This window comes from Massilia sp. 2TAF26 (genome assembly GCF_052115005.1).
Lineage (GTDB): Bacteria > Pseudomonadota > Gammaproteobacteria > Burkholderiales > Burkholderiaceae_D > Telluria.
In genome coordinates this window covers 37530-57476 of record NZ_JBFRFV010000013.1, presented here as the reverse complement: position 1 = coordinate 57476, position 19947 = coordinate 37530, and the positions used below count along the sequence as shown (strand labels likewise).

At 65.7% G+C, this 19947-nt stretch carries 21 protein-coding genes; 10 read left to right on the top strand and 11 right to left on the bottom strand.

What is annotated here, in order from left to right; genetic code table 11:
* Positions 1-19: 19 nt before the first annotated feature.
* Together AB4Z32_RS15150 and AB4Z32_RS15145 are read right to left on the bottom strand one after the other, a co-directional pair.
* The gene (locus tag AB4Z32_RS15150) at positions 20-3493 is read right to left on the bottom strand and encodes a transglycosylase domain-containing protein (RefSeq protein WP_442122755.1); all 3474 of its coding nucleotides are present in this window, start codon (positions 3491-3493) and stop codon (positions 20-22) included.
* 536 nt (positions 3494-4029) lie between these two features.
* Positions 4030-4833: a competence/damage-inducible protein A gene (locus AB4Z32_RS15145; protein ID WP_442122679.1), complete on the bottom strand. Its 804-nt coding sequence runs from the start codon at positions 4831-4833 to the stop codon at positions 4030-4032.
* A 172-nt stretch (positions 4834-5005) separates the two neighbouring features.
* Here AB4Z32_RS15145 and AB4Z32_RS15140 point away from each other — a divergent pair, with 172 nt between their 5' ends.
* On the top strand, positions 5006-6223 hold the full coding sequence (locus AB4Z32_RS15140; RefSeq protein ID WP_442122678.1) for a hypothetical protein: 1218 nt from the start codon (positions 5006-5008) through the stop codon (positions 6221-6223).
* Here AB4Z32_RS15140 and AB4Z32_RS15135 read toward each other — a convergent pair.
* The 4 genes from AB4Z32_RS15135 to AB4Z32_RS15120 are packed head-to-tail and all read right to left on the bottom strand — an operon-like array spanning position 6207 to position 9819.
* Positions 6207-7031: an EI24 domain-containing protein gene (locus tag AB4Z32_RS15135; protein ID WP_442122677.1), complete on the bottom strand. Its 825-nt coding sequence runs from the start codon at positions 7029-7031 to the stop codon at positions 6207-6209. The genes AB4Z32_RS15140 and AB4Z32_RS15135 overlap by 17 nt on opposite strands.
* Complete coding sequence (locus AB4Z32_RS15130; RefSeq protein ID WP_442122676.1) at positions 7032-8033, bottom strand: sterol desaturase family protein; 1002 nt, start codon at positions 8031-8033, stop codon at positions 7032-7034.
* Positions 8030-8848 carry a polysaccharide deacetylase family protein gene (locus AB4Z32_RS15125; RefSeq protein WP_442122675.1) on the bottom strand — a complete coding sequence of 273 codons (819 nt, stop codon included), beginning with the start codon at positions 8846-8848 and terminating at the stop codon, positions 8030-8032. Before AB4Z32_RS15125 ends, AB4Z32_RS15130 begins: the two co-directional genes overlap by 4 nt.
* Positions 8848-9819 (bottom strand): YncE family protein, encoded by a 972-nt coding sequence (locus AB4Z32_RS15120; RefSeq protein WP_442122674.1) that lies wholly within the window; start codon positions 9817-9819, stop codon positions 8848-8850. The genes AB4Z32_RS15125 and AB4Z32_RS15120 overlap by 1 nt, the downstream gene beginning before the upstream one ends.
* Before the next feature lie 199 nt (positions 9820-10018).
* Here AB4Z32_RS15120 and AB4Z32_RS15115 point away from each other — a divergent pair, with 199 nt between their 5' ends.
* Positions 10019-10375 (top strand): FKBP-type peptidyl-prolyl cis-trans isomerase, encoded by a 357-nt coding sequence (locus AB4Z32_RS15115; RefSeq protein WP_442122673.1) that lies wholly within the window; start codon positions 10019-10021, stop codon positions 10373-10375.
* Positions 10376-10875: 500 nt separating this feature from the next.
* The gene (locus AB4Z32_RS15110; protein WP_442122672.1) at positions 10876-11133 is read left to right on the top strand and encodes an acyl-CoA-binding protein; all 258 of its coding nucleotides are present in this window, start codon (positions 10876-10878) and stop codon (positions 11131-11133) included.
* A 9-nt stretch (positions 11134-11142) separates the two neighbouring features.
* Here the strand turns inward: AB4Z32_RS15110 and AB4Z32_RS15105 are convergent, their stop codons facing one another.
* On the bottom strand, positions 11143-11418 hold the full coding sequence (locus AB4Z32_RS15105) for a polyhydroxyalkanoic acid system family protein (protein ID WP_442122671.1): 276 nt from the start codon (positions 11416-11418) through the stop codon (positions 11143-11145).
* Between the two features lie 159 nt (positions 11419-11577).
* On the opposite strand from AB4Z32_RS15105, the gene AB4Z32_RS15100 reads away from it, so the two are divergent.
* From AB4Z32_RS15100 to AB4Z32_RS15080, 5 genes are all read left to right on the top strand, one after another.
* A complete protein-coding gene (locus AB4Z32_RS15100; RefSeq protein ID WP_442122670.1) occupies positions 11578-13104 on the top strand; it encodes a hypothetical protein in 1527 nt (508 codons plus the stop codon).
* A 1-nt stretch (position 13105) separates the two neighbouring features.
* The gene (locus AB4Z32_RS15095) at positions 13106-13384 is read left to right on the top strand and encodes a protealysin inhibitor emfourin (protein ID WP_442122669.1); all 279 of its coding nucleotides are present in this window, start codon (positions 13106-13108) and stop codon (positions 13382-13384) included.
* 163 nt (positions 13385-13547) lie between these two features.
* A complete protein-coding gene (gene fdxA, locus AB4Z32_RS15090) occupies positions 13548-13871 on the top strand; it encodes a ferredoxin FdxA (RefSeq protein WP_430894621.1) in 324 nt (107 codons plus the stop codon).
* Between the two features lie 36 nt (positions 13872-13907).
* Positions 13908-15005 carry an NAD(P)/FAD-dependent oxidoreductase gene (locus AB4Z32_RS15085; protein WP_442122668.1) on the top strand — a complete coding sequence of 366 codons (1098 nt, stop codon included), beginning with the start codon at positions 13908-13910 and terminating at the stop codon, positions 15003-15005.
* Positions 15006-15237: 232 nt separating this feature from the next.
* Positions 15238-16473, top strand: a complete 1236-nt coding sequence (locus AB4Z32_RS15080; protein WP_442122667.1) for a polyhydroxyalkanoate depolymerase — start codon at positions 15238-15240, stop codon at positions 16471-16473.
* Between the two features lie 46 nt (positions 16474-16519).
* Here the strand turns inward: AB4Z32_RS15080 and AB4Z32_RS15075 are convergent, their stop codons facing one another.
* Genes AB4Z32_RS15075 through AB4Z32_RS15065 form a run of 3 tightly spaced genes read right to left on the bottom strand, consistent with a single transcriptional unit; the run spans position 16520 to position 18093 of the window.
* On the bottom strand, positions 16520-17155 hold the full coding sequence (locus AB4Z32_RS15075) for a VTT domain-containing protein (RefSeq protein ID WP_442122666.1): 636 nt from the start codon (positions 17153-17155) through the stop codon (positions 16520-16522).
* Between the two features lie 3 nt (positions 17156-17158).
* Positions 17159-17542, bottom strand: coding sequence for a DUF5329 domain-containing protein (locus AB4Z32_RS15070; RefSeq protein ID WP_442122665.1), 384 nt, complete (start codon positions 17540-17542; stop codon positions 17159-17161).
* Between the two features lie 59 nt (positions 17543-17601).
* A complete protein-coding gene (locus AB4Z32_RS15065; RefSeq protein ID WP_442122664.1) occupies positions 17602-18093 on the bottom strand; it encodes an RcnB family protein in 492 nt (163 codons plus the stop codon).
* Positions 18094-18235: 142 nt separating this feature from the next.
* Here AB4Z32_RS15065 and rsxB point away from each other — a divergent pair, with 142 nt between their 5' ends.
* Both rsxB and nth read left to right on the top strand, forming a co-directional pair.
* Entirely contained in the window at positions 18236-18907 is a 672-nt protein-coding gene (gene rsxB / locus AB4Z32_RS15060) for an electron transport complex subunit RsxB (protein WP_442122663.1), read from the top strand.
* The gene (gene nth, locus AB4Z32_RS15055) at positions 18904-19581 is read left to right on the top strand and encodes an endonuclease III (protein ID WP_442122662.1); all 678 of its coding nucleotides are present in this window, start codon (positions 18904-18906) and stop codon (positions 19579-19581) included. The genes rsxB and nth overlap by 4 nt, the downstream gene beginning before the upstream one ends.
* Here nth and AB4Z32_RS15050 read toward each other — a convergent pair.
* Entirely contained in the window at positions 19517-19939 is a 423-nt protein-coding gene (locus AB4Z32_RS15050) for a nuclear transport factor 2 family protein (RefSeq protein ID WP_442122661.1), read from the bottom strand. The two genes, nth and AB4Z32_RS15050, sit on opposite strands and share 65 nt — an antisense overlap.
* Positions 19940-19947: the final 8 nt, after the last annotated feature.

Here is a 19947-nt window from a genome sequence, read left to right as displayed (position 1 = left end):
TCCTTGCGGGCGGTCCCGCTCAATGCAGCACTTCCTCCACCGCCGCCGGCTTCTGGCGCGGCGCCGGCTCTGCCTTCGGCTGTTCCGAAGGCTCGGTGCGCGGCTTGACCGGCTTGGCCGGCGCCCTGGCGCGCAGGGCGTCCACCGCCTTCGGGTGCTCGTCCGCGTCGGCCGGCTTTGCGTGGGCGCTTTCGCCCGCCGGCTTGGGAACGGCCGGCTTCGGCGCGGCCGGCTTGTGGTGCGGCGTGTCGGCGGCCTCGGATTTGGCCTCCGGCGCCGCTTCCTTCACCGGCTTGGGATGCACCGGCGTTGCCTCGGCGGCAGGCTTGGCCGGCTTGACCGCCTCGGCTTCCGCGGCAGCCGGTTTCGCAGGCTTGGCCGGCGCCTCGATCTCTTCCGCCTGGGCGCTGTCGGGCGCCGGCTTCACGGTGGCGACGTCGTCGGTGAGCGGGGTCGGCGTCGGCGCCGGCGGCTTGGCCGGGGTCACGTGCAGGCCCGGCACCGTCACCGTGTCCTGCTTCTCGATCATCGGCATCAGGCTCGGCGCCAGCGTCACCAGCAGCTGCACCGGCAACGCGCTGGTGAAGTCGTAGTGGGCCGATTCCGGACCGTGCACATAGGCCGTCATGCTGCCGAAGAAGCGCTCGCCGATGTTGAACACGAAGGTCGCCGAACGGTTCACGTAGCGCGACTCGATCAGGCGGTGACCGGCGCCGTAGACGTCGAAGCGCTGGTCGCCGGTGCCGGTCTTGCCGCCCAGTGCGATCACGCTGCCGTCCTGCTTGTAGAAGGCCTGCTTGACGCGCTTGGCCGTGCCTTCCTGCACCACGCCGCGGATGGCGTTGGCCACCGCACGCGCGACGTCGGGGTTCAGCACCTGCTCGCCCTTGCTGTCCTGGCTGCGCTTGACCATGGTCTCGTAAGGCGTGTCCTTGGCGAAGTGCAGCGAGTCGATGCGCTCGGTCGGCTTGCGCACGCCGCCGTTGATGATGATGCCCATCAGTTCGGCCAGCGCGATCGGACGGTCCGCCGAGGCGCCCAGGGTCGTCGCATAGGACGGCACCAGGGAATCGAAGGGATAGCCCATCTTCTTCCACTGCGCGTGGATCTTCAGGAAGGCTTCGACCTCGATCAGGCCGGCGATGCGCTTGTCCTGGGCATGCTTGCGGTGGGTCTTGAACAGCCAGGAATACACTTCCTGTCGCTCCTTCACCGACGCCTTGGTGACCTCGTCCCAGCCCGCCTTCGGATGGGTGCGCAGGTAGCCGGCCAGCCACAGCTCGAGCGGGTGGACCGAGGCCACGTAGCCGCGGTCGGCCAGCGACATGTTCGCCACCGAGTACTGGTCGTACATCTTGGCGATGCGCTCTTCGTCGACGTCCCTGGAATCGGGCAGGTAGGTATGGACGAACTTGCTGAACTCGGCCAGCGAGGCGTCCGGCATGATGGTGCGGTGGACCGCCGCGATCTTCGAGGCCGCCGGGCGCACGCCCTGCATCAGCGCGGTTTCGATCTCGGGCCAGTCCATGCCGCGGTACTTGTTCCAGAAGCGCGCCAGGAAGTCCTTGCCTTCGCGGTCGGCGAAGCGCGACAGGTATTCGGCGCGGCGCGGATCGTCGGCGTCGGCCAGCAGCTGGGCCGAGGAGCCCGGCAGCTGGAACATGTAGTAGCGCACCACGTCGCGCATCAGGCGCACGAACACCAGGTTGGTCGAGTTCTGCAACGCCTGCTGGACGGTGAGGATGCGGCTGTTGTCCAGCTTGCTGAAGTTGCCGAAGATGTGGACGCCGCCGCCGGTGAAGAAGGCTTCGCCCGGATTGCCCGAATACTTGCGCTCCATCGCCGCGCCCAGCATCGGGGGGAGGGTCCGGTCGGCGCCCGGCGGCAGCGCCAGGAAGTAGTCGATCGCCCACTGGCTCAGCCTGTCCTTCGGGTCGATCCTGACCTTGGCCAGCTCTGCCTTCGACATCGGCTCGTAGCGCTGGTGCAGCTGGTCGACGATGTCGAGGTAGGTGGTCAGGGTGCGCAGCTTGGCGGTCGAGCCGAGATCCAGCTTGGCGCCTTCGTTGATGTCGAGCGGCTGGTCGTAGTTGTCGGTCTGGACGCGCAGGTAGTTGACCTTGTCGCCGCGTTCCATCAGCGTGAAGCTGTACACGACCTTGGACGGATCGCCGTTGCCGAGCATGCCCTTGCCGGTCAGGCCGGCGGCGGCCGCCGCTTCGTTGTCGGTCAGGCGGCGCAGTGCCGCGGTGACGGCCTTCTGCGCTTCCGAATTCAGGGTCGTCACCACCGACAGGTCGAGGCGGTCGAGGTTGTACAGGCGCGAGTCGCCCAGCAGGTTGGCCAGGTGGTTGCGCACCGCGTTGGCGGCCTTGCGGGTGACGAAGGTGTTGGCCGGCGGCGGCGCCACGCCCGAGCCGAGGGCCGGATGCAGGACCACGCCCAGCGCGGCGTCGCGCAGCTGCGGCGAGATCACGCCGGCCTGGGCCAGCACCCGCAGGTGGCTGTTGGTGAGCTGTTCGAGATCCTTCTCGCCGGCGCCCAGGTAGTAGGCCGGACGGCGCTGCGCGATCATCAGCGACAGCGCTTCCTTGTACACCAAGGCGAAGTCGGGCGTGACCTGGTTGCTGGACAGGACCCGGTTGACGTCGGCGAAGTCGCGGCCATACCAGACCCACATGCCGTCGCCGATGCCGTTGACTTCACCGTAGCCCAGCTTGGCCGACAGCGGCACCGTGTTCAGGTACTCGAGCACGATGCGGCGCCGGGTCGCGCTGGTGTCCTCGCCGTCCTGGTAGGCGCGCAGCATGGCCGAGGCCATCTGGCGCAGCTTGTCCGACAGCGAGGCGGTGCGGCCTTCCGGCGAATGGCGGTATTTTTCGATCTGGGTCGCCAGCGTGCTGCCGCCGGCCACCCTGCCGCCGCCGCCCAGGCCGACCGCGTGCAGGGATTTGTCGAACACCGCTTTCGAGAAGCGGTCCCACTCCACCGCCGGATTGCGCTTCGGGTAGGTGGTGTCGAGCAGCTCGCGGTTCTCGATGTACAGCAGGCTATGCACCAGCAGCGAGGGCGCGGCGTCGAACTTCTCGTACAGTCGTTCCGGGAAGCGCGCCGAGAACAGCGGCTCGCCGCTGTAGTCGAGGATGTCGAGGCCGGCGCGGGTCTTCTCGTGATAGGTCGCGAACAGGCCCATGTCGGCCAGCTCGACCATCTTCGGCGACATGCGCGCCTGCGATTCGATCACGTAGTCGCGCGTCTTCAGCTTGGCCAGGTAGTTCGGCAGGTTCGAATAGCCGAGCCGCTCGTCGTAGGGGCTGGACGCGGGGAAGCGGATCGCGTCGCTCGGTCCCTTCTCGACGCGGTAGCTGACCTTTTTCGCCAGGCCGGCGAAGAAGCGCGCCTGCATCGCCGAGGTGCGGCTTTCGTAGACGGCGAAGGCGGCGCCGCCGGCCACCGCGATCAGCAGCAGTACCAGGAAGGCGCGCTTGACCATGCGCCATCGGCGCCTGGGCGGCGCCGGCGGCGGTTCCGCGCCCTGGCCGGATTCGGCGGGGGCCGGGACCGGCGCCGGTTCGAAGCCGGGATCGAGTGCGGGTTCCAGGCGCGTATCGGCGCCGTGCAGCGGGACTTCCTGCACGGCAGCCATGACGGGCAGGCCTGCGAGTTCGGGTTGGCCCGGCAGCACGAGCCTGCGGAGGCGGCGCAGCATGCGGGTGGAGATGCGGGGCCGTCCTTGACGGCGAATACTTTCCATATTGGCTTAACCGGTTTGAATCTACTACCTGCAATTCCCGTCAACCGGCGCGCCCATGATGCTGGTCGGTGCGAGTGATCCAGGTTGTCAAGAATTTCACAAAGTCAGGCGCGACCTCACTCCAGATCGCTCTGCCCACAGACACCATTCCACCACATCAATGTGACATTCAGGAACCACTCGTACAGATTTTTGGCGTCGTCCGTGTATTTTCGCAAAAAAACAACGGCCCAGTTTGCACGAGCGTACCAGCCTTGCAACGGCCAAGCGACGGGCTAGGTTGACAGCCGATAGTCGGCCTTCATGCGATCGAGTTCCGCACGCATTTCCGCGAAGGCGAAACCGACCTGGGCCGCATCGCCTTTGACGCCGAGTTCGATATGGCGGCGCGTCTGCGCATCGCCGACGCTGGGCAGGCTGAACACGCGCACGCCTGGATAGGCGGCCTCGAGGCGCTCCATCAGCGGGGTCAGCACGGCCTCGGCCTGCTCGAACACCAGCAGCGCGCGCTCGGCGCGGTCTTCGCGGTGGAACAGGTCGCGGTAATGGGTATCGAGCACCCAGGCGATCATCGGCCAGGCCATGACCGGGAAGCCCGGCACGAAATGATGAGCGGCGCCGGCGTGGGACGCCACGCTGAAGCCGGGAATGCGGTTGTAGGGATTCGGGATGAGTGTGGCCCCTTGCGGGAACTCGGCCATCTTGAGGCGCTGCAGGTTCTCGGGCGCGTCGAGGTCCGCTTCGATGCCGGCTTCGCGCGCCGTGTCGCGAATCCTCTCCTGCACCAGCAGCTTGCCTTCCGGATGCAGCACCAGCGGCACCCGGAGCGCGGCCGCCGCGCACTGGCGCGTGTGGTCGTCGGGCGTGGCGCCGATGCCGCCGCAGGAAAACACGATGTCGTCTCCCGCAAAGCTGCGTTCCAGCAGCGCGGTGATGCGCGCAGGATCGTCGCCGACGATCTCGGCCCATGCCAGCTGCAGTCCGCGTTCGGCCAGCAGTTCGATCACCTTGGGCAGGTGCTTGTCGCTGCGTTTCCCGGACAGGATTTCGTCGCCGATGATGATCAGGCCGAATGCCATCGCCCGCCGCTCCCGTGATGTCGTTGGTTCCAGTGTGCCACGAACGGCGAAACCGTCGCGCGCTGCTTCGTACCGATACATTTCCCGACAATCTCCCGACAAACCTGCGCAAGATCGGCGCGCCGTCCGGTCCTAGAATCGCCCTACCTTTTCGAGTGCGCAAGGAAGATCCATGATCCAGAAACGTCCGGGCCCGGCCATCGCCGCCGCGGCCGCCCTTCTCCTCGTCGCCGGCTGCGGCGGCGGTTCCGTCGGTGTCGGCCTGCCGCCGGATGCCGGCGGCACCACGCCCGCGGGCATCCGCATCGAAGTATTGGCCACGTCGACGCGCGGCCTCGGCAACCTCGTCTACAAGGACGGCGCGGCCTGGGTGTCGATGTCGAATTCCACCACCGGCGGCAGCGTCGTCATGAAGACGCCCCTGCCGCTGCAAACGAGTTCGCGCTGGACCGAGGTGCCGCTCGGCGCCTGCGCGCTGCCCAGGTCGGACAGCGCAGAAACCGCGCGCACGCCGTCGTTGCGCGCGCTCGGCTCGACCCTGTGGCTGTTCCAGAGCGCCCACGAACGCCAGCAGGGCCAGGCCGGCGAACACGGCCTGTGCACGCTCGACGCTTCCGGCAGCTTCGCGGCGCGCGACCTGCCGCTCGAGAACTGCATCGGCGGCTGGTGCGCACCGCTGGCGATGAACGATCTGAAGCTGTTCAACAACCGCCTCTACGCCAACGCCGGCGCCGGCCAGAACCTGTTCGTGTCCGGCGATGCCGCCGCCAGCTGGCGCGTGGCGCTGGGCCAGTTCGATTCGATGATCTGCACCCACCAGGCGTTCCAGATCGTTGGAGAACGCCTGCTGGTGGGCGGCGAATGCCCGCTCGACTTCGCCTACATCCGCGCCTATGAACTCGGCGCCGACGGCATGCCGGCCTCGACGGACGAGCTGCCGGTATCGCTGCCGAAGCTGGAGAACCGCAACGTGCAATTCATCCAGCAGGTGGCGAACAGCCAGCGCGTGTTTGCCGGCGTCGAGGGCGGCCTGCTGCGCAGCGACGACGGCGGCCAGTCCTTCAGGTTCGTGATCCAGCAGCCACTGGAGGGGAATGCGGGCTACCCGTATATCCGTTACTTCCTGGCGCTGTCGGGCAAGCCCGACACGATGGTGGTGGGCGGTTTCGACAAGGCCAGGGCCCTGCCCTACCTGGCGTGGTCGGCCGACGGCGGCACCAGCTGGACCGACATCTCCTCGCTGCTGCCGGGCTATGCGCGCGCGGCGGGCGACACCGCGTTCGCGGAAGTGAGTTCGGTGAGCGAGGATCCGCAGGGCCGCGTGATCGTGACCGTCAACCTGAAGAACGGCAGCGAGGGCCGGGTGCTGTTGCTTACCCTGGTGCGTTAAGGGTGTCCTGGCCGGCCCGCAGGTCGGCCAGCGCCTGCAGGCAGTAGTACTGGAACCACAGTCCGGTGAAGATGAAGATGATCAGGTAGAGCCAGATCGACAGCACCGCCAGCACCGGGAACAGCACCACCGAGAACAGCGCGCCGCCGATCCAGGCCACGCCGGGCAGCGCGCCCAGCAGGCCGGAAATGGTGCCGATCAGGAGCAGCTGGCGGCGCCGGCTGTGCACGATGATGCGGCGCTCTTCCAGGCTGGCATGGATCGACAGCGCGTCGTAGCTCATCACGCGCGCCGTCAGCCAGCCCCACAGCAACGCCTGTACCATCAGCGCCACCGGCGCCAGTGCGTACAGCGGCAAGGTCACGATCCACAGCAGCGCGAACACCACGATGCCGGTCAGGTTGACGGCCAGGCTGCCGAGAAAGCTGCCGCCTTCCCTGCGCTCCAGATGAGGGAACTGCACCCGGCTGACATGGCGCGCAATGGCCGGCATCGCGCCCACGCCGATGAACAGCAGCGAGGTGATGATCATCAGCGGCAACAGCGCCAGCATCGCCACCAACGGCACCACCATGGTCTTGAGGAAGCCCAGGCCCAGGGTGGTCAGGATGCTGCCGCTGGTCTCGAACAGTCCATATTCCCTGAAGGTGTCCTGCAGCCAGTCGTACAGCGGCTGCATGCCAGCGTACAGCAGGCTGCCCCACAGCGCCAGCGACAGCAGCAGGGGCACCACCGACAGCAGCAGCATACGGCCGGAAAACTGCGAGCGCAGCGCGCGGCCGTAGGCGATGGCGATCGGACGGACCATTTAAGGCGCGCCTCTTGGGCGGCGCCCGATGGCATCCATCAGGCGCACCAGGCCCAGCCACTGCTGGCGCCAGAAGCCACGCCCGTAGTCGCGCGCCGGCTTGACACTGCCGTCCGCCGCGGTGCGCTCGAACTGGTCGCGCACGCCGGTGCCGTACCAGCCCGGCGCGAAGTTGGCGGTCCTGAACAGCAGGTCCCAGACCGGCAGCAGCACGCCGAAATTGCAGCCGCCCAATTCCCGGCCCTTCGATTCGTGGCCGATGCCGACCGCGTGGTGGGTGCGGTGGAAGCGCGGCGACACCAGCAGGCGCTCGCCGAGCCAGCCGAAGTGGATGCGCACATTGGCATGCTGCAGCGATTGCAGCGCCCGCGACACCGACACCAGCAGCACGTACTGCGACGGCGCCACGCCGATCGCCAGCGCGATGACGGCCAGGTAGACGTCGCGCAACAGGTCGTCCAGCAGGTGGTTCCGGTCGTCGCTCCACAGGTTCATGTTCTGCTGGCTGTGGTGCAGGCTGTGCAGGGCCCACCACCAGCGGAATTTATGCTGGCCGCGGTGGAACCAGTAGTCGAAGAAGTCGATCACCACCAGATAGACCAGGAAGCTGGCCAGCGGGCTCATGCCGGTCACCAGCGACTCCAGGTTGAAGGGATGCACGCCGTCCATGCGCAGCGCGCCGGCCACGTGGTCCATGATGGGGTCGAGGGTGAAGAATACCGCCATCGTGAAGAAGCCGAGGCGGTGGATCAGGGTGTAGACGAAGTCGTTCCAGCGCGCGTAGCGGTCGCTCATCTTCTGCGCCGGAATGAGGGCTTCCAGCGGGCGCAGCACCAGCCACAGGGCCGCCACCTCGCAGGCGCCGGCCAGGAACCACTCGACGCCCTCGAAGGCGTCCTCGGCATACTCGCCCATGCCGGTGTAGAACAGGAAGGGTTCGACCACGGACTCGAACAGCCAGCCCTGCAGGAATGCGAACCAGTCGAGGAAATGCTGAATCATTTTTTAAATCGGTTAAGGTAATCCGGATGCTCACGCAGTGTAGCGAAACAGAAGCCTTTCTGCTCGAGCCCGGCAATCAGCGGCTCCAGGTTGGCCGGCGCCCACGGGTCTTTGCGCGACCAGATGCCCATGTGAGCCATGAAGATGTCGCCGTCGCGCAAAGCGCCGAGGGCGCGCTTGAGCAGCAGTGCGTTCGGGTAGACCTCGCTGGACGTCTCGTCGCCGGAAAAACCGGCCTTGGCCCAGCCCACGTGGCTGTAGCCGCAGCTTTTGGCTGCCGCCAGCAGGTTCGGCGAGGTATGCCCGCCGGGCGCGCGGAAGATCGGGTCGATGTGGTGGCCGGTCAGTTCGTGGAAGCGGGTGTCGACGCGGTTCAGCTCGTCGCAGTACTGCTGCGGGGTCCAGCTGGCCAGCTTGCCGGCCTGGGCGCCGAACTGCGGCTTGACCGCGATGCGCCCGCCAGGCTCGTCGCGCTTCCAGTAGACGTGGTCGAAGGTGTGGGAACCGAAGGCGTGCCCCTCCGCCACCCGCGCCTTCCAGAACGCGGCCCAGGACGGGTCGAGCGACCAGTCACCGCGCACCGTCTTTTCGTTGGCCAGGAAGAAAGTGGCCTTGATGTGGTGACGGCGCAGGGTATCGGCGATCAGCTCGGCCTGGGACTGGCTGCCGGTGTCGAAGCTGAGATAAATCGTGCCCTTGCAGGGTCCGGGCGCAGGCTCGGCCGCCGCGGAGGCGTGCAGGCCCGGGAAGATGGTGGCCGCCAGCAGCAGCGCCGCGGCGGCCGGAGTCCATCGAGACCTTGGCCGCCCGGACATCACATCCTCGGCGCCGCGTTGGCGAAGAACACGCCGTGCGGCGAGCGCCCCACCGGGATCATCTTGATCACCTTGCGGCTGGCGACGTCGACCACCGCCACCTTCTTGATCCAGCGCTGGGTGACCCACAGGGTCTTGCCGTCGGCCGACAGTTCCATGCAGTCCGGACCGCCCGGCACCGGGATCATGCCGACGTTCTCCAGCGTGACCTGGTCGATGATGCTGATCGAGTTCTGCACGCGGTTCGAGACGAACACGTGGCGCTTGTCGCCGACGGCGCGGAAGTTGTGGGCGCCGTTGCCGGTCTTGATGCGCTTGACGCTCTTGGCGGTGCGCCAGTCGATCACTTCGACGTAGTCGCTGCCCATGATCCCGACCAGCAGGTATTTGTCGTCCGGGGTCATGGTGATGCCGGCCGGCAGCTTACCGACCGCAAGGGTCCACTTGATGACGCCGGTCTTCAGGTCGATCGCGCTGACCTGGTCGCTGCCCTGGCGGGTAATGAAGGCGGTGGTGCTGGCGGCGTCGAAGGCGATGTGGCTGGGCATGCGCGGCATCGGCACGCGGCGGCTCAGGATCAGCTTGCCGTTCACGTACTGGTAGATGTCGACGCGGTCGAGGCGCAGCGCGGTCGAGACGAACCATTTCTGGTCCGGCGAGAAGCCGATCTGGTAAGGATCGAGCACGTCGGTCAGGCGCTGCTGGATCTTGCCGGTGATCGGATCGAGGAAGATCAGCTCGTTGCCGACCGAGCTGGCGACGATCACGGACTTGTTGTCCGGCGTGGCCATCAGGTGGTGCGGCTCCTTGCCGACGGCAAAGGTGCCGTTGTCGGCGCCGGTCGCCTGGTCGATCAACTGGACCGTGGCGTCACGCGAATTCAGGACGACGACGACGTTGGCCTGCGCGGCATGCACAGCGCCCAACAGACAAATACCGGAGAGGAAAAGCTTACGAAAACGACGCAGCATGGGAGGACGTGGTGCCCGGAGGGTGGAAAGTCACTATTCTACGAGGAAACGCGTTGGCTCAAGGGGTGGTTGACAGGATTAGTGCGGAATTCGGCGCGCTGTCGCAACACAGTGGAAAAGGCGTCAACGGCGCGTCGATGGCAGCTTGACACGCCATGCACTACAATCGCTATTTCACCCTGAACAAAAGGACAATCCCATGCCCATCACCACCACGAATTCCGGCCTGCAATACGAAGACACCGTCGTCGGCGACGGTCCGGAAGCCAAGGCCGGCCAGTACGTGACCGTGCACTACACCGGCTGGCTGCAGAACGACGACGGCAGCCAGGGCGCCAAGTTCGATTCCAGCAAAGACCGCAACGACCCGTTCCAGTTCCCGCTGGGCGCCGGCCACGTGATCAAGGGCTGGGACGAAGGCGTGCAGGGCATGAAGGTCGGCGGCGCGCGCCGCCTGATCATCCCGGCAGCGCTGGGCTATGGCGCCCGCGGCGCCGGCGGCGTGATTCCGCCGAATGCGACGCTGATTTTCGACGTCGAGCTGCTGGGTCTGTAATTCGACGGCGTGGGCACGGCGTGCCTACGCCGGCCGCGCGCCCCCACCGATTCGGCGCCATCGCAATGGTACTAACGTAATTGCACTTATAGCGTGGACACGCAACTGATGCGACAAGGCCTTTGGTGACGGACAATCCGTCACCAGAGTATTTGGAATGCACATATCGACGTGATATGAGCCACTAATTATTTCTTGACTCGGACGGCATCAAAGAGGCGGCTCGACTGTCGGCGATTGGGATTTGGCAGCCAATAAGGTTGCATAAGCAACCATCCAAGAACGCCTGGAGCGCGGCTGAATCGTCGAAGACGGCGCGTGCGATCAAGCGCGCCGGAACCCTTCCTGTAGCTGCAGTAGTCACTGGGAGCCCTACCATTGCGTAGGGTGGACTCCCGAGCCCACGTACGGCGTTTGAGAATTCCCTCTAATTAACCGCTGATTCCCTTCGAGATGCGCTAAGATGGCCGAAGTATTGCCATTTTATCCAAGGAGTCCCCATGAGTTTGCAAGAACAGTTCGCCCAGGCCCAGGCCGATTCGAAGAACCTGCCCGAGCGTCCGGACAACATGACCCTGCTGAAGATCTACGCCCTGTACAAGCAGGGTTCGAGCGGCGACGCCACCGGCGAACGTCCGGGCTTCACCGACATGGTCGGCCGCGCCAAGTACGATGCCTGGGCGGCGCTGAAAGGCAGCTCGCAGGAAGACGCCATGCAGCAGTACGTCGACCTGATCGAAGACCTGAAGGACGCCTGATCCGGCGTTTCAGGCAAAGGTCTTGCGCATGCTTTCCGCCACCTTCGCCTCGATGGTGGAGCGGAAAGCGCTCATCAGCATGCCCAGCTTGATACGCAAGGCCGCCTGACGCTCGCCCAGCGCGAGCGTGCCCTCCACACCGCTGCGCTCGAAACGCAGCACGTCGCCATCCCACCTGCACTGCAGGCCATATTCCCCGGCCAGCTTGTCCGCCACTTTCTGGGCCGCCGCGCGCGCCGCGTCCTGGCTGAGCTGGTGCTGTTGGGTAATGCTGATATCCGCCATCCTGGCAATCCTTCCTGAATCGAAAACCACAGAGCCCGCCATGATGCCAGCTGTGCCGCGCATTGGCTAGTTGACTCAAATCAATGTCCGATTCGGATGACGGGCGACCATTTCCCTTGCGGCCTGCCTGTCGCGGCCTGCTCCACCGGAGAAACGATCATGTCAACAGAAGCCAGCCTGCCCGAATCCGCCCAGCCCCCGATCGGCTACGTGCCGATGCCGGCCGCTCCCTATCGCCAGCACCGCAAGGCCGCCCAGCTGCTCGACCAGCCCGGCCGGCCGCGCCCGCTGGCCGGTCCGGCGCCCCGGGGCCCGGGCCTGGCCGGCGATGGCGAGGAAAACCCGCATAACGACCTGCCCCTGCCGTATGCCTTCGGCGCGCGGGTGCTGATGTGGAAGCAGGACCCGTCGGTGGCCGAGATCGGCACCCGCAAGGTCTACCTGCCGGGCGTGGTGCTGGCCGGCCCGCGCGACGCCCGCATCGCCATCGCCGGCGATCCGGACATCCCGGCGGTCGAGCCGAATGCCTTCGGCGACTTCGTCACCATGCCGGACACGCCGCAATTCGATGCCGTCCACACCTGGGCCGTGGTGCGCCAGACCCTCACCATGTACCAGCGCGCCCTGTCCACCGCAGGCAGCACCATGCCCCTGCCCTGGCAGTGGAACAGCAGCGTCGACACCTCGCCGCTGCAGGTGCATCCCTACGGCCTGCCGAACGTGATGAACGCCTATTACAGCCGGACCCAGTCCTGCCTGAAGTTCGGCGACTTCATTCCGCCCGGCGAGACCGCGCGCGTCTACACCTGCCGCTCCTTCGACATCGTCTCCCACGAGACCGGCCACGCGGTGCTGGACGGCCTCAAGCCGCAATGGCTGATGGCCGACAATCCGCCGCAGACCGGCGGCCTGCACGAATCCTTCGGCGACCTGACCGCGATCTTCCTGGCCCTCTCGCAGCTCGACCAGTGCGAGGCGGTGGTGGCCCAGACCAAGGCCCACCTGCACGACAAAACCTTCCTGTCCGACATCGCCGAGCAGTTCGGACTGGCCCTGGGCAGCACCAACGGCCTGCGCAACGCCGACAACGACCTGACCCTGAGCGAGGCCGGCACCGAAGTCCACGCCATCTCCCAGGTCTTCACCGGCGCCATCTACGACATCCTGGCCGACATCTTCGCCTTCGAGCGCAACCCCGAATTCGAGGATTGCGCCAGCGTGCTGCACCGGGTCGCCGCCTGGCTGCGCGGCGTGCTGCTGCGCGCGCTGATCGCCGCGCCCGACGCCGCCGCCACCTATGCCGACGTCACCAACGAAATGCTGCGCCTGGGCCTCGAGGACGGCAAGCCGGCCGAGTACGCCACCTTCATCCGCAACCGCTTCGCCCAGCGCGAGGTGGTCGATGTGCCGGCCGCCATGCTCGCCGCCCCGCATCCGGCCGGGCTGCGCCTGGCGCCCTGCGTGCAGGACGCCCCCGGCGCCAGGCAGGACCGGCGCGCCTGCTGCGGCACCATGAACCTGGCCGAGTACTACGAGGTCGAACGCATCCTGGACGCCGAGGCGCAGGCCTTGGCGCGCTGGTGCGCCGAGCATGGCCGCTTCGGCCCGGCCGGCGAAGAGAGCGCTGCCGCCGAAGCCGAAGCGACGGTGGCGGCGCTCAAGGTCGCCACCATTCCCGCAAGCTGACATGAAGATCACGGCCCGCGCGAGCGGCGGCTTTGCCGGCCGCACGGAACGCTTCGAGCTCGACACCGGCTGCCATCGCGACGGCCGGGCGATCGAGTCCCTGCTCGAGCGCCTCGACTTCTTCGGCGCCACGCCGGCCTGTCCGGTGGGTGCCGACCTGGTGCGCTGGGAGATCACGGCCGACGACGGCCGCCGCTGCCGCACGGTGAGCTTGCCGGAAGGCGGCGCCAACGCGGGCAACTGGCGGGCCCTGATCGAACACCTGCGCGCGAGCCGTTAAATATTCGGCAATTTTGTGCGTAAGAAGAACATTTGCTTATGTGTATTGTGTATAAGCCTGATTTGTCGTAAATGCGGAATTGCCCTAAAATACAGTGCTTTGCCGCGTCCGGCGAACTCCCCCGTACCCAACACGCCGCCGCTTCCACTGATTAAGGACTGTTATGACCCACGTTGTCACCGAATCGTGCATCCGTTGTCGCTATACCGATTGCGTGGATGTATGCCCGGTAGATTGTTTCCGGGAAGGCCCGAACTTCCTCGCCATTGATCCGGACGAGTGCATCGACTGCGCCGTGTGCGTGGCGGAATGCCCGGTCAACGCGATCTACGCGGAAGAGGACGTGCCGTCGGACCAGCAGCAATTCATCAAGATCAACGCCGACCTGTCGCGCTTCTGGCCGTCGATCACCAAGACCAAGCCCGCCCTGCCCGACGCGGAAGAGTGGAAAGACGTCAAGGACAAGCTGGACCAACTGGCCCGCTAATACGCGTCTGCCGAACCACATCAACAGGATATACGCATGACTATCAGTGCTGCCCAGGAAGTGGGCACCATCGCTCCCAACAGCTCTTTTGCCGGCGCCATCGAAGCCGATGCCGTGATCATCGGCGCGGGCCCTGTCGGCCTGTTCCAGGTGTTCGAACTGGGCCTGCTTGAAATCAAGGCCCACGTGATCGACTCGCTGCCGGCCGTCGGCGGCCAGTGCGTGGAACTGTACCCGGACAAGCCGATCTACGACATCCCGGCCGTGCCCGTCTGCACCGGCCAGGAACTGACCGACAACCTGCTGAAGCAGATCGAGCCTTTCGACCCGACCTTCCACCTGGGCCAGGAAGTCACGACCGTGCAGCGCCGCGAAGACCAGCGCTTCAACGTCGAGACCTCGACCGGCACCCGCTTCATCACCAAGACCATCTTCATCGCCGCCGGCGTCGGCTCCTTCCAGGCCCGCACGATCAAGGTCGACGGCATCGAGAAGTTCGAAGGCGAGCAGCTGTTCTACCGCGTCAAGGATCCGGCACCGTTCGAAGGCAAGAACCTGGTCATCTGCGGCGGCGGCGACTCCGCCCTGGACTGGGCCCTGAACTTCGTCGGCAAGGCCGAATCGGTCGTGCTGGTGCACCGCCGTGAAGACTTCCGTGCCGCCCCGGCCTCGGTCGCCAAGATGAAGCAGCTGTGCGACGAGTACGAGATGCAGCTGATCATCGGCCAGGTCACCGGCTTCGACGAAAAGGACGGCCAGCTGTCCGAAGTGAAAGTCACCGGCGCCGACGGCGTGACCCGCCGCGTCCCGCTGGACATGCTGATGGTGTTCTTCGGCCTGTCGCCGAAGCTGGGCCCGATCGCCGAATGGGGCCTGGACATCGAGCGCAAGCAGCTCAAGGTGGTGGACACCGAGAAGTTCGAAACCAATGTGCCGGGCATCTTCGCCGTGGGTGACATCAACACCTACCCGGGCAAGAAGAAGCTGATCCTGTCGGGCTTCCACGAAGCCGCGCTGGCCGCCTTCGGCGCCGCGCCCTACATCTTCCCGGACAAGAAGATCCACATGCAGTACACGACGACTTCGCCGAAGCTGCACAAGATCCTCGGTGTCGAGACCCCGGTATTCGACTAGAACGTTCCGTTACCGACGTACGACAAAAAATGCCCCGCCAGCGCGGGGCATTTTTCTTATGTAGGGCACCTAACCGAAGGCGGATAGGGAACTGTGATACTAATGTTGCAATGCACTATTTTTTCAATGGCGGTCATCATTTCATGTTGCCCCATGCCAAGGCAATTGGCCTATAATTGATTGAATCTGCTGCGCAACCATTCTGTAAGCAGAGCAATGTGAAGGAAATAATATGCTTTATCAACTGCACGAGATGCAACGCTCCTTCCTGAACCCGCTGATGCAGTGGGCCGATGCCTCTGCAAAGCTGTTCACGAATCCCGTCTCGCCGTTCGCCCACACCCCGTTCTCCCAGCGTATCGCCGCCGGCTATGAACTCATGTACCGCCTGGGCAAGGATTACGAAAAACCGGCCTTCGACCTGAACTCGACCACGATCGACGGCCAGACCGTCGGCATCATGGAACGCACCGCGGTCAGCAAGCCCTTCTGCAAGCTGATGCATTTCAAGAAAGACATGCCGGACGCCGATTTCGCGGCGCTCAAGCAGCCCACCGTGCTGGTGGTTGCTCCATTGTCGGGGCACCACGCCACGCTGCTGCGCGACACCGTGCGCGCCCTGCTGCCGAACCAGGACGTCTACATCACCGACTGGGTCGATGCCCGCATGGTGCCACTGTCGGACGGACCGTTCCACCTCGACGACTATATCTACTACGTGCAGGACTTCATCCGCCACCTCGGCCCGGACGTGCACGTGATCTCGGTCTGCCAGCCGACCGTGCCGGTGCTGGCCGCGATCTCGCTGATGGCGACCAACAAGGATCCGAAGCTGCCGAAATCCATGGTCATGATGGGCGGCCCGATCGACCCGCGCAAATCGCCGACCGCGGTCAACGACCTGGCCACCGAGAAGCCCTTCTCCTGGTTCGAGAACACCGTGATCTACGCGGTGCCGGGCAACTACCCGGGCTTCGGCCGCAAGGTCTATCCTGGCTTCCTGCAGCATGCCGGCTTCATCGCCATGAACCCGGGCCGCCACGCCCAGAGCCACCGCGAGTTCTACCAGCACCTGGTGCGCGGCGACGACGATTCGGCGGAAGCCCACCGCAAGTTCTACGACGAGTACAACGCCGTGCTGGACATGCCGGCCGAGTACTACCTGGAGACCATCAAGACCGTGTTCCAGGAGTTCCGCCTGCCGAAAGGCACCTGGGAAGTCGGCGGCCAGCTGGTGCGCCCGCAGGACATCGAGAGCGTGGCCCTGTTCACCATCGAAGGCGAACTGGACGACATCTCGGGCGCCGGCCAGACCCAGGCCGCCCACGAGCTGTGCACCGGCATCCCGGCCGAAAAGCAGCTGCACTTCACGGCGCCGAAATGCGGCCACTACGGCATCTTCTCGGGCCGCCGCTGGCGCGAGATCATCTGCCCGATGATCGGCGAGTTCATTCGCAAGAACGCCTGATTTTCAGAGCGCCCATGCAAAGCCGCGGATTGTTCCGCGGCTTTTTTCATTCCGCGCGCCCGCGTTCCATCAACCAGCCGGCGATGCCCGGCGCCAGCGACAGGGCGACGATCCCGAGCAGCACCATGGTCAGGTGCTCGCGCACCCAGGCGATATTGCCGAACAAGCGCCCGGCGGCCAGCAGCGCGCCGACCCAGACCAGGCCGCCGGCCACGTTATAGGCAAAGAAGCGGCGATAAGCCATGCTGCCGAGCGCGGCCACGAAAGGCGCCATGGTGCGCACCACCGGCACGAAGCGCGCCAGCACGATGGTCTTCGGACCGTGGCGCTCGAAAAAGGCGCGGGTGCGGTCGATGTGTTCGGGTTTCACGAAGGGCAGGCGCCGCGTGTCGACGGCCCGCTTGCGCACCAGGCCTCCCGCCGCGTAGTTGGCGCTGTCGCCGGCGATGGCGGCCAGCGCCAGCAGCGGGAACAGGATCGCAAGATTGAAGGTGCCCTGGGCCGCGAAGGCGCCGGCCACGAACAGCATCGAGTCGCCCGGCAGGAAAGGCAGGATCACGACCCCGGTCTCGATGAAGATGACGGCGAACAGCAGCAGGTAGACCGCCATGCCATGGCTGGCAGCCAGGGCGGCCAGGTGGGTATCGGGATGGAGCAGCCAGTCCGTCAGCGTATGCCACATGGACTATTTATGCTCGCCGGCCCGGTAACGCTCCAGCTCGGCGTTCAGCCATTGCGCGCTGGTGACCGGCTGTCCATTTCCGCAGCGGACCTGGTAGGCCCGGTGCGTGAAACTGCTCTCCGAGGCCGCCCGTTCGATGAAGGCGCGGGTGTCCGGCACCAGATTGCGGCGCTGCAGGTAAGCGTATTTGTCCTGGAGATGGTCGCGCGCCGCCTTGCTGTCGTGCCAGCTGCCGTTGCGATTGAACTGGCAGCCGGACTGGGCGACGAAATCGAGCAGGTGGGCGATTTCCTGGCGAGCATGCACGTCCTGCTGGGCCCATGCGGACGCACACGTGCACATGGCGAGGGCGATGGACAAGGTTGTGAACGGCTGTCTGCGGCGCATGGCTTCCCTTCCGGTGTGTCACCTACCGGGGCCGCCCCACGCGGGGGCAGCCCACGGCTTCAGTGATTGATGATCAGGTCTGCGATCACGCCGGTGGCAATCGCCGCCAGCACATAGTCGCCACCCGTCTGCACCCAGTGATAGCCCCGCGGCGGCGGCCGCAAATGATGTTCCCGATAATTGTTCACCACATATTGGTGGTTGCGGTAGCGTTCGGGCAGGCGGTCGCCGCGGCGGAAACTGTGGTCCGGACCGGCGCCGCTCCAGCGGCGCTCCTCGCCCCAGCCTTCGTTGCCGGCGCGGCCGCCGCCACGGGCCTGGTAGCCATCCCCGCGGTTGTCGTATCCATGGTCGCGGCGGCCGTCGTCACGGCGGTTGTCGTCACGGCGGTTGTCGTCACGGCGGCCGTCGTTGCGGTCGCGCTGGCTATAACGGTCGCCATGGTCGTTGCGGTCACGGTCGCCTTGATAGCGGTCCTGGGCAAAACTCGCGGCGCTGGCGCTCAGCAGTGCAGTGACCAATGCCGGAATGATGAGGTGCTTCTTTTCCATAAGACCCTCCAGTAGTTTATTGCCTGGGTCCAGTAGACCACCATCCACAACTACTGCTCCGTTCGTTGCCTCACGAAACCATGTAGGACAAAGGCTGGTCGTTTATCGGATAATGGCGGTTTAGAAAATTGCGCGACCCATCGTGACGAAGACCCTCGCCGACCAGATTGAAGACCTGTTGCCGCAGACGCAGTGTACGAAGTGCGGCTATCCCGCCTGCCGTCCGTACGCGGAAGCGATCGCCAGCGGCGAGGCCGACATCAACCGCTGCCCGCCGGGCGGCATGGAGGGCGTCGCGCGGCTGGCGCGGCTGACGGGCCGTCCCGTCATCCCGATCAATCCCGCGAATGGCCTGGAGCGTCCGCGCCCGGTCGCCTTCATCGACGAGAACCTGTGCATCGGCTGCACCCTGTGCATCCAGGCCTGCCCGGTCGACGCCATCCTCGGCGCGCCCAAGCAGATGCACACCATCCTGCCCAGCCTGTGCACCGGCTGCGACCTGTGCGTGGCGCCCTGCCCGGTCGACTGCATCGCGATGATTCCGGTGACCGGCGAGCGCACCGGCTGGGACGCCTGGTCGCAGGAACAGGCCGACGCCGCGCGTGCGCGCCACGACTTCCGCACCGAGCGCCTGCAACGCGAAAAAGAAGAAAACGATGCGCGCCTGGCCGCCAAGGCCCTGGAAAAGATGCGCGCCGTGACCGCCGAAGAAACCAACACCGCCGAAGAGCTGGCCGAGAAGGAGCGCAAGCGTGCCATCATCGCCGCCGCCATCGAGCGCGCGCGCCAGAAGGCCGCAGGAAAACCCGAATGAACGCAACCAAGCGCTACGAGATCTTCACGCGCTTTCGCGCCGCCAATCCGCATCCGACCACCGAACTCGAATTCAGCACGCCCTTCGAACTGCTGATCGCGGTGCTGCTGTCGGCTCAGTCCACCGACGTCGGCGTCAACAAGGCCACCCGCAGGCTGTATCCGGTGGCGAACACGCCGCAGGCCATCCTCGACCTCGGCCTCGACGAGCTGAAGACCTATATCTCGACCATCGGCCTGTACAACAACAAGGCCAAGAACGTGATCGCCACCTGCGAGATCCTGGTGAACCAGTACGGCGGCGAAGTGCCGCGCGAGCGCGAGGCGCTGGAAGCCCTGCCGGGCGTGGGCCGCAAGACCGCCAACGTGGTGCTGAACACCGCCTTCGGCGAACCGACCATGGCGGTCGATACCCACATCTTCCGCGTCTCGAACCGCACCGGAATCGCGCCGGGCAAGAACGTCGACGTGGTCGAGCAGAAGCTGCTCAAATTCGTGCCGAAGGAATTCCTGCAGGACGCCCACCACTGGCTGATCCTGCACGGCCGCTACACCTGCGTGGCGCGCACGCCCAAGTGCTGGAACTGCATCATCAGCGACCTGTGCGAGTTCAAGGACAAGACGCCGGCGCCGAAGAACCTCCTGCCCGCCGCCGTGCCTTCGCTCGGCGAGTAAGGAGAGTCATCGCGCCCGGCGCGAACGAGGCGCGCCGGATGCGTCCATCGATCACCTCGTAAATGCACAGCATCTCGAGGGTGCCCGGGCCTTCCGGGAAGTTGCGGGTGATGAGTTCGAAGTCGGTCACGAAGTTTCCCATCGCGGTGCGCGACAGCAGGCGCGCATGCAGGTCCGGCTCCGAAAAGCGCGCCAGGTAGCGCGGCCGCAGTTCTTCATGCCCCCTGGCCAGGCGTTCGCCGTGCAGCGCGAACTGCTCGGCGTCCGTCGCATAGGTGCGCATCAGGGCATCGATGTCCTTGGCGTTGAAGGCGTCCAATTGGGCCTGGACGACGGCGAGGGGCGAGGTATTTTCCATGGCCCTCG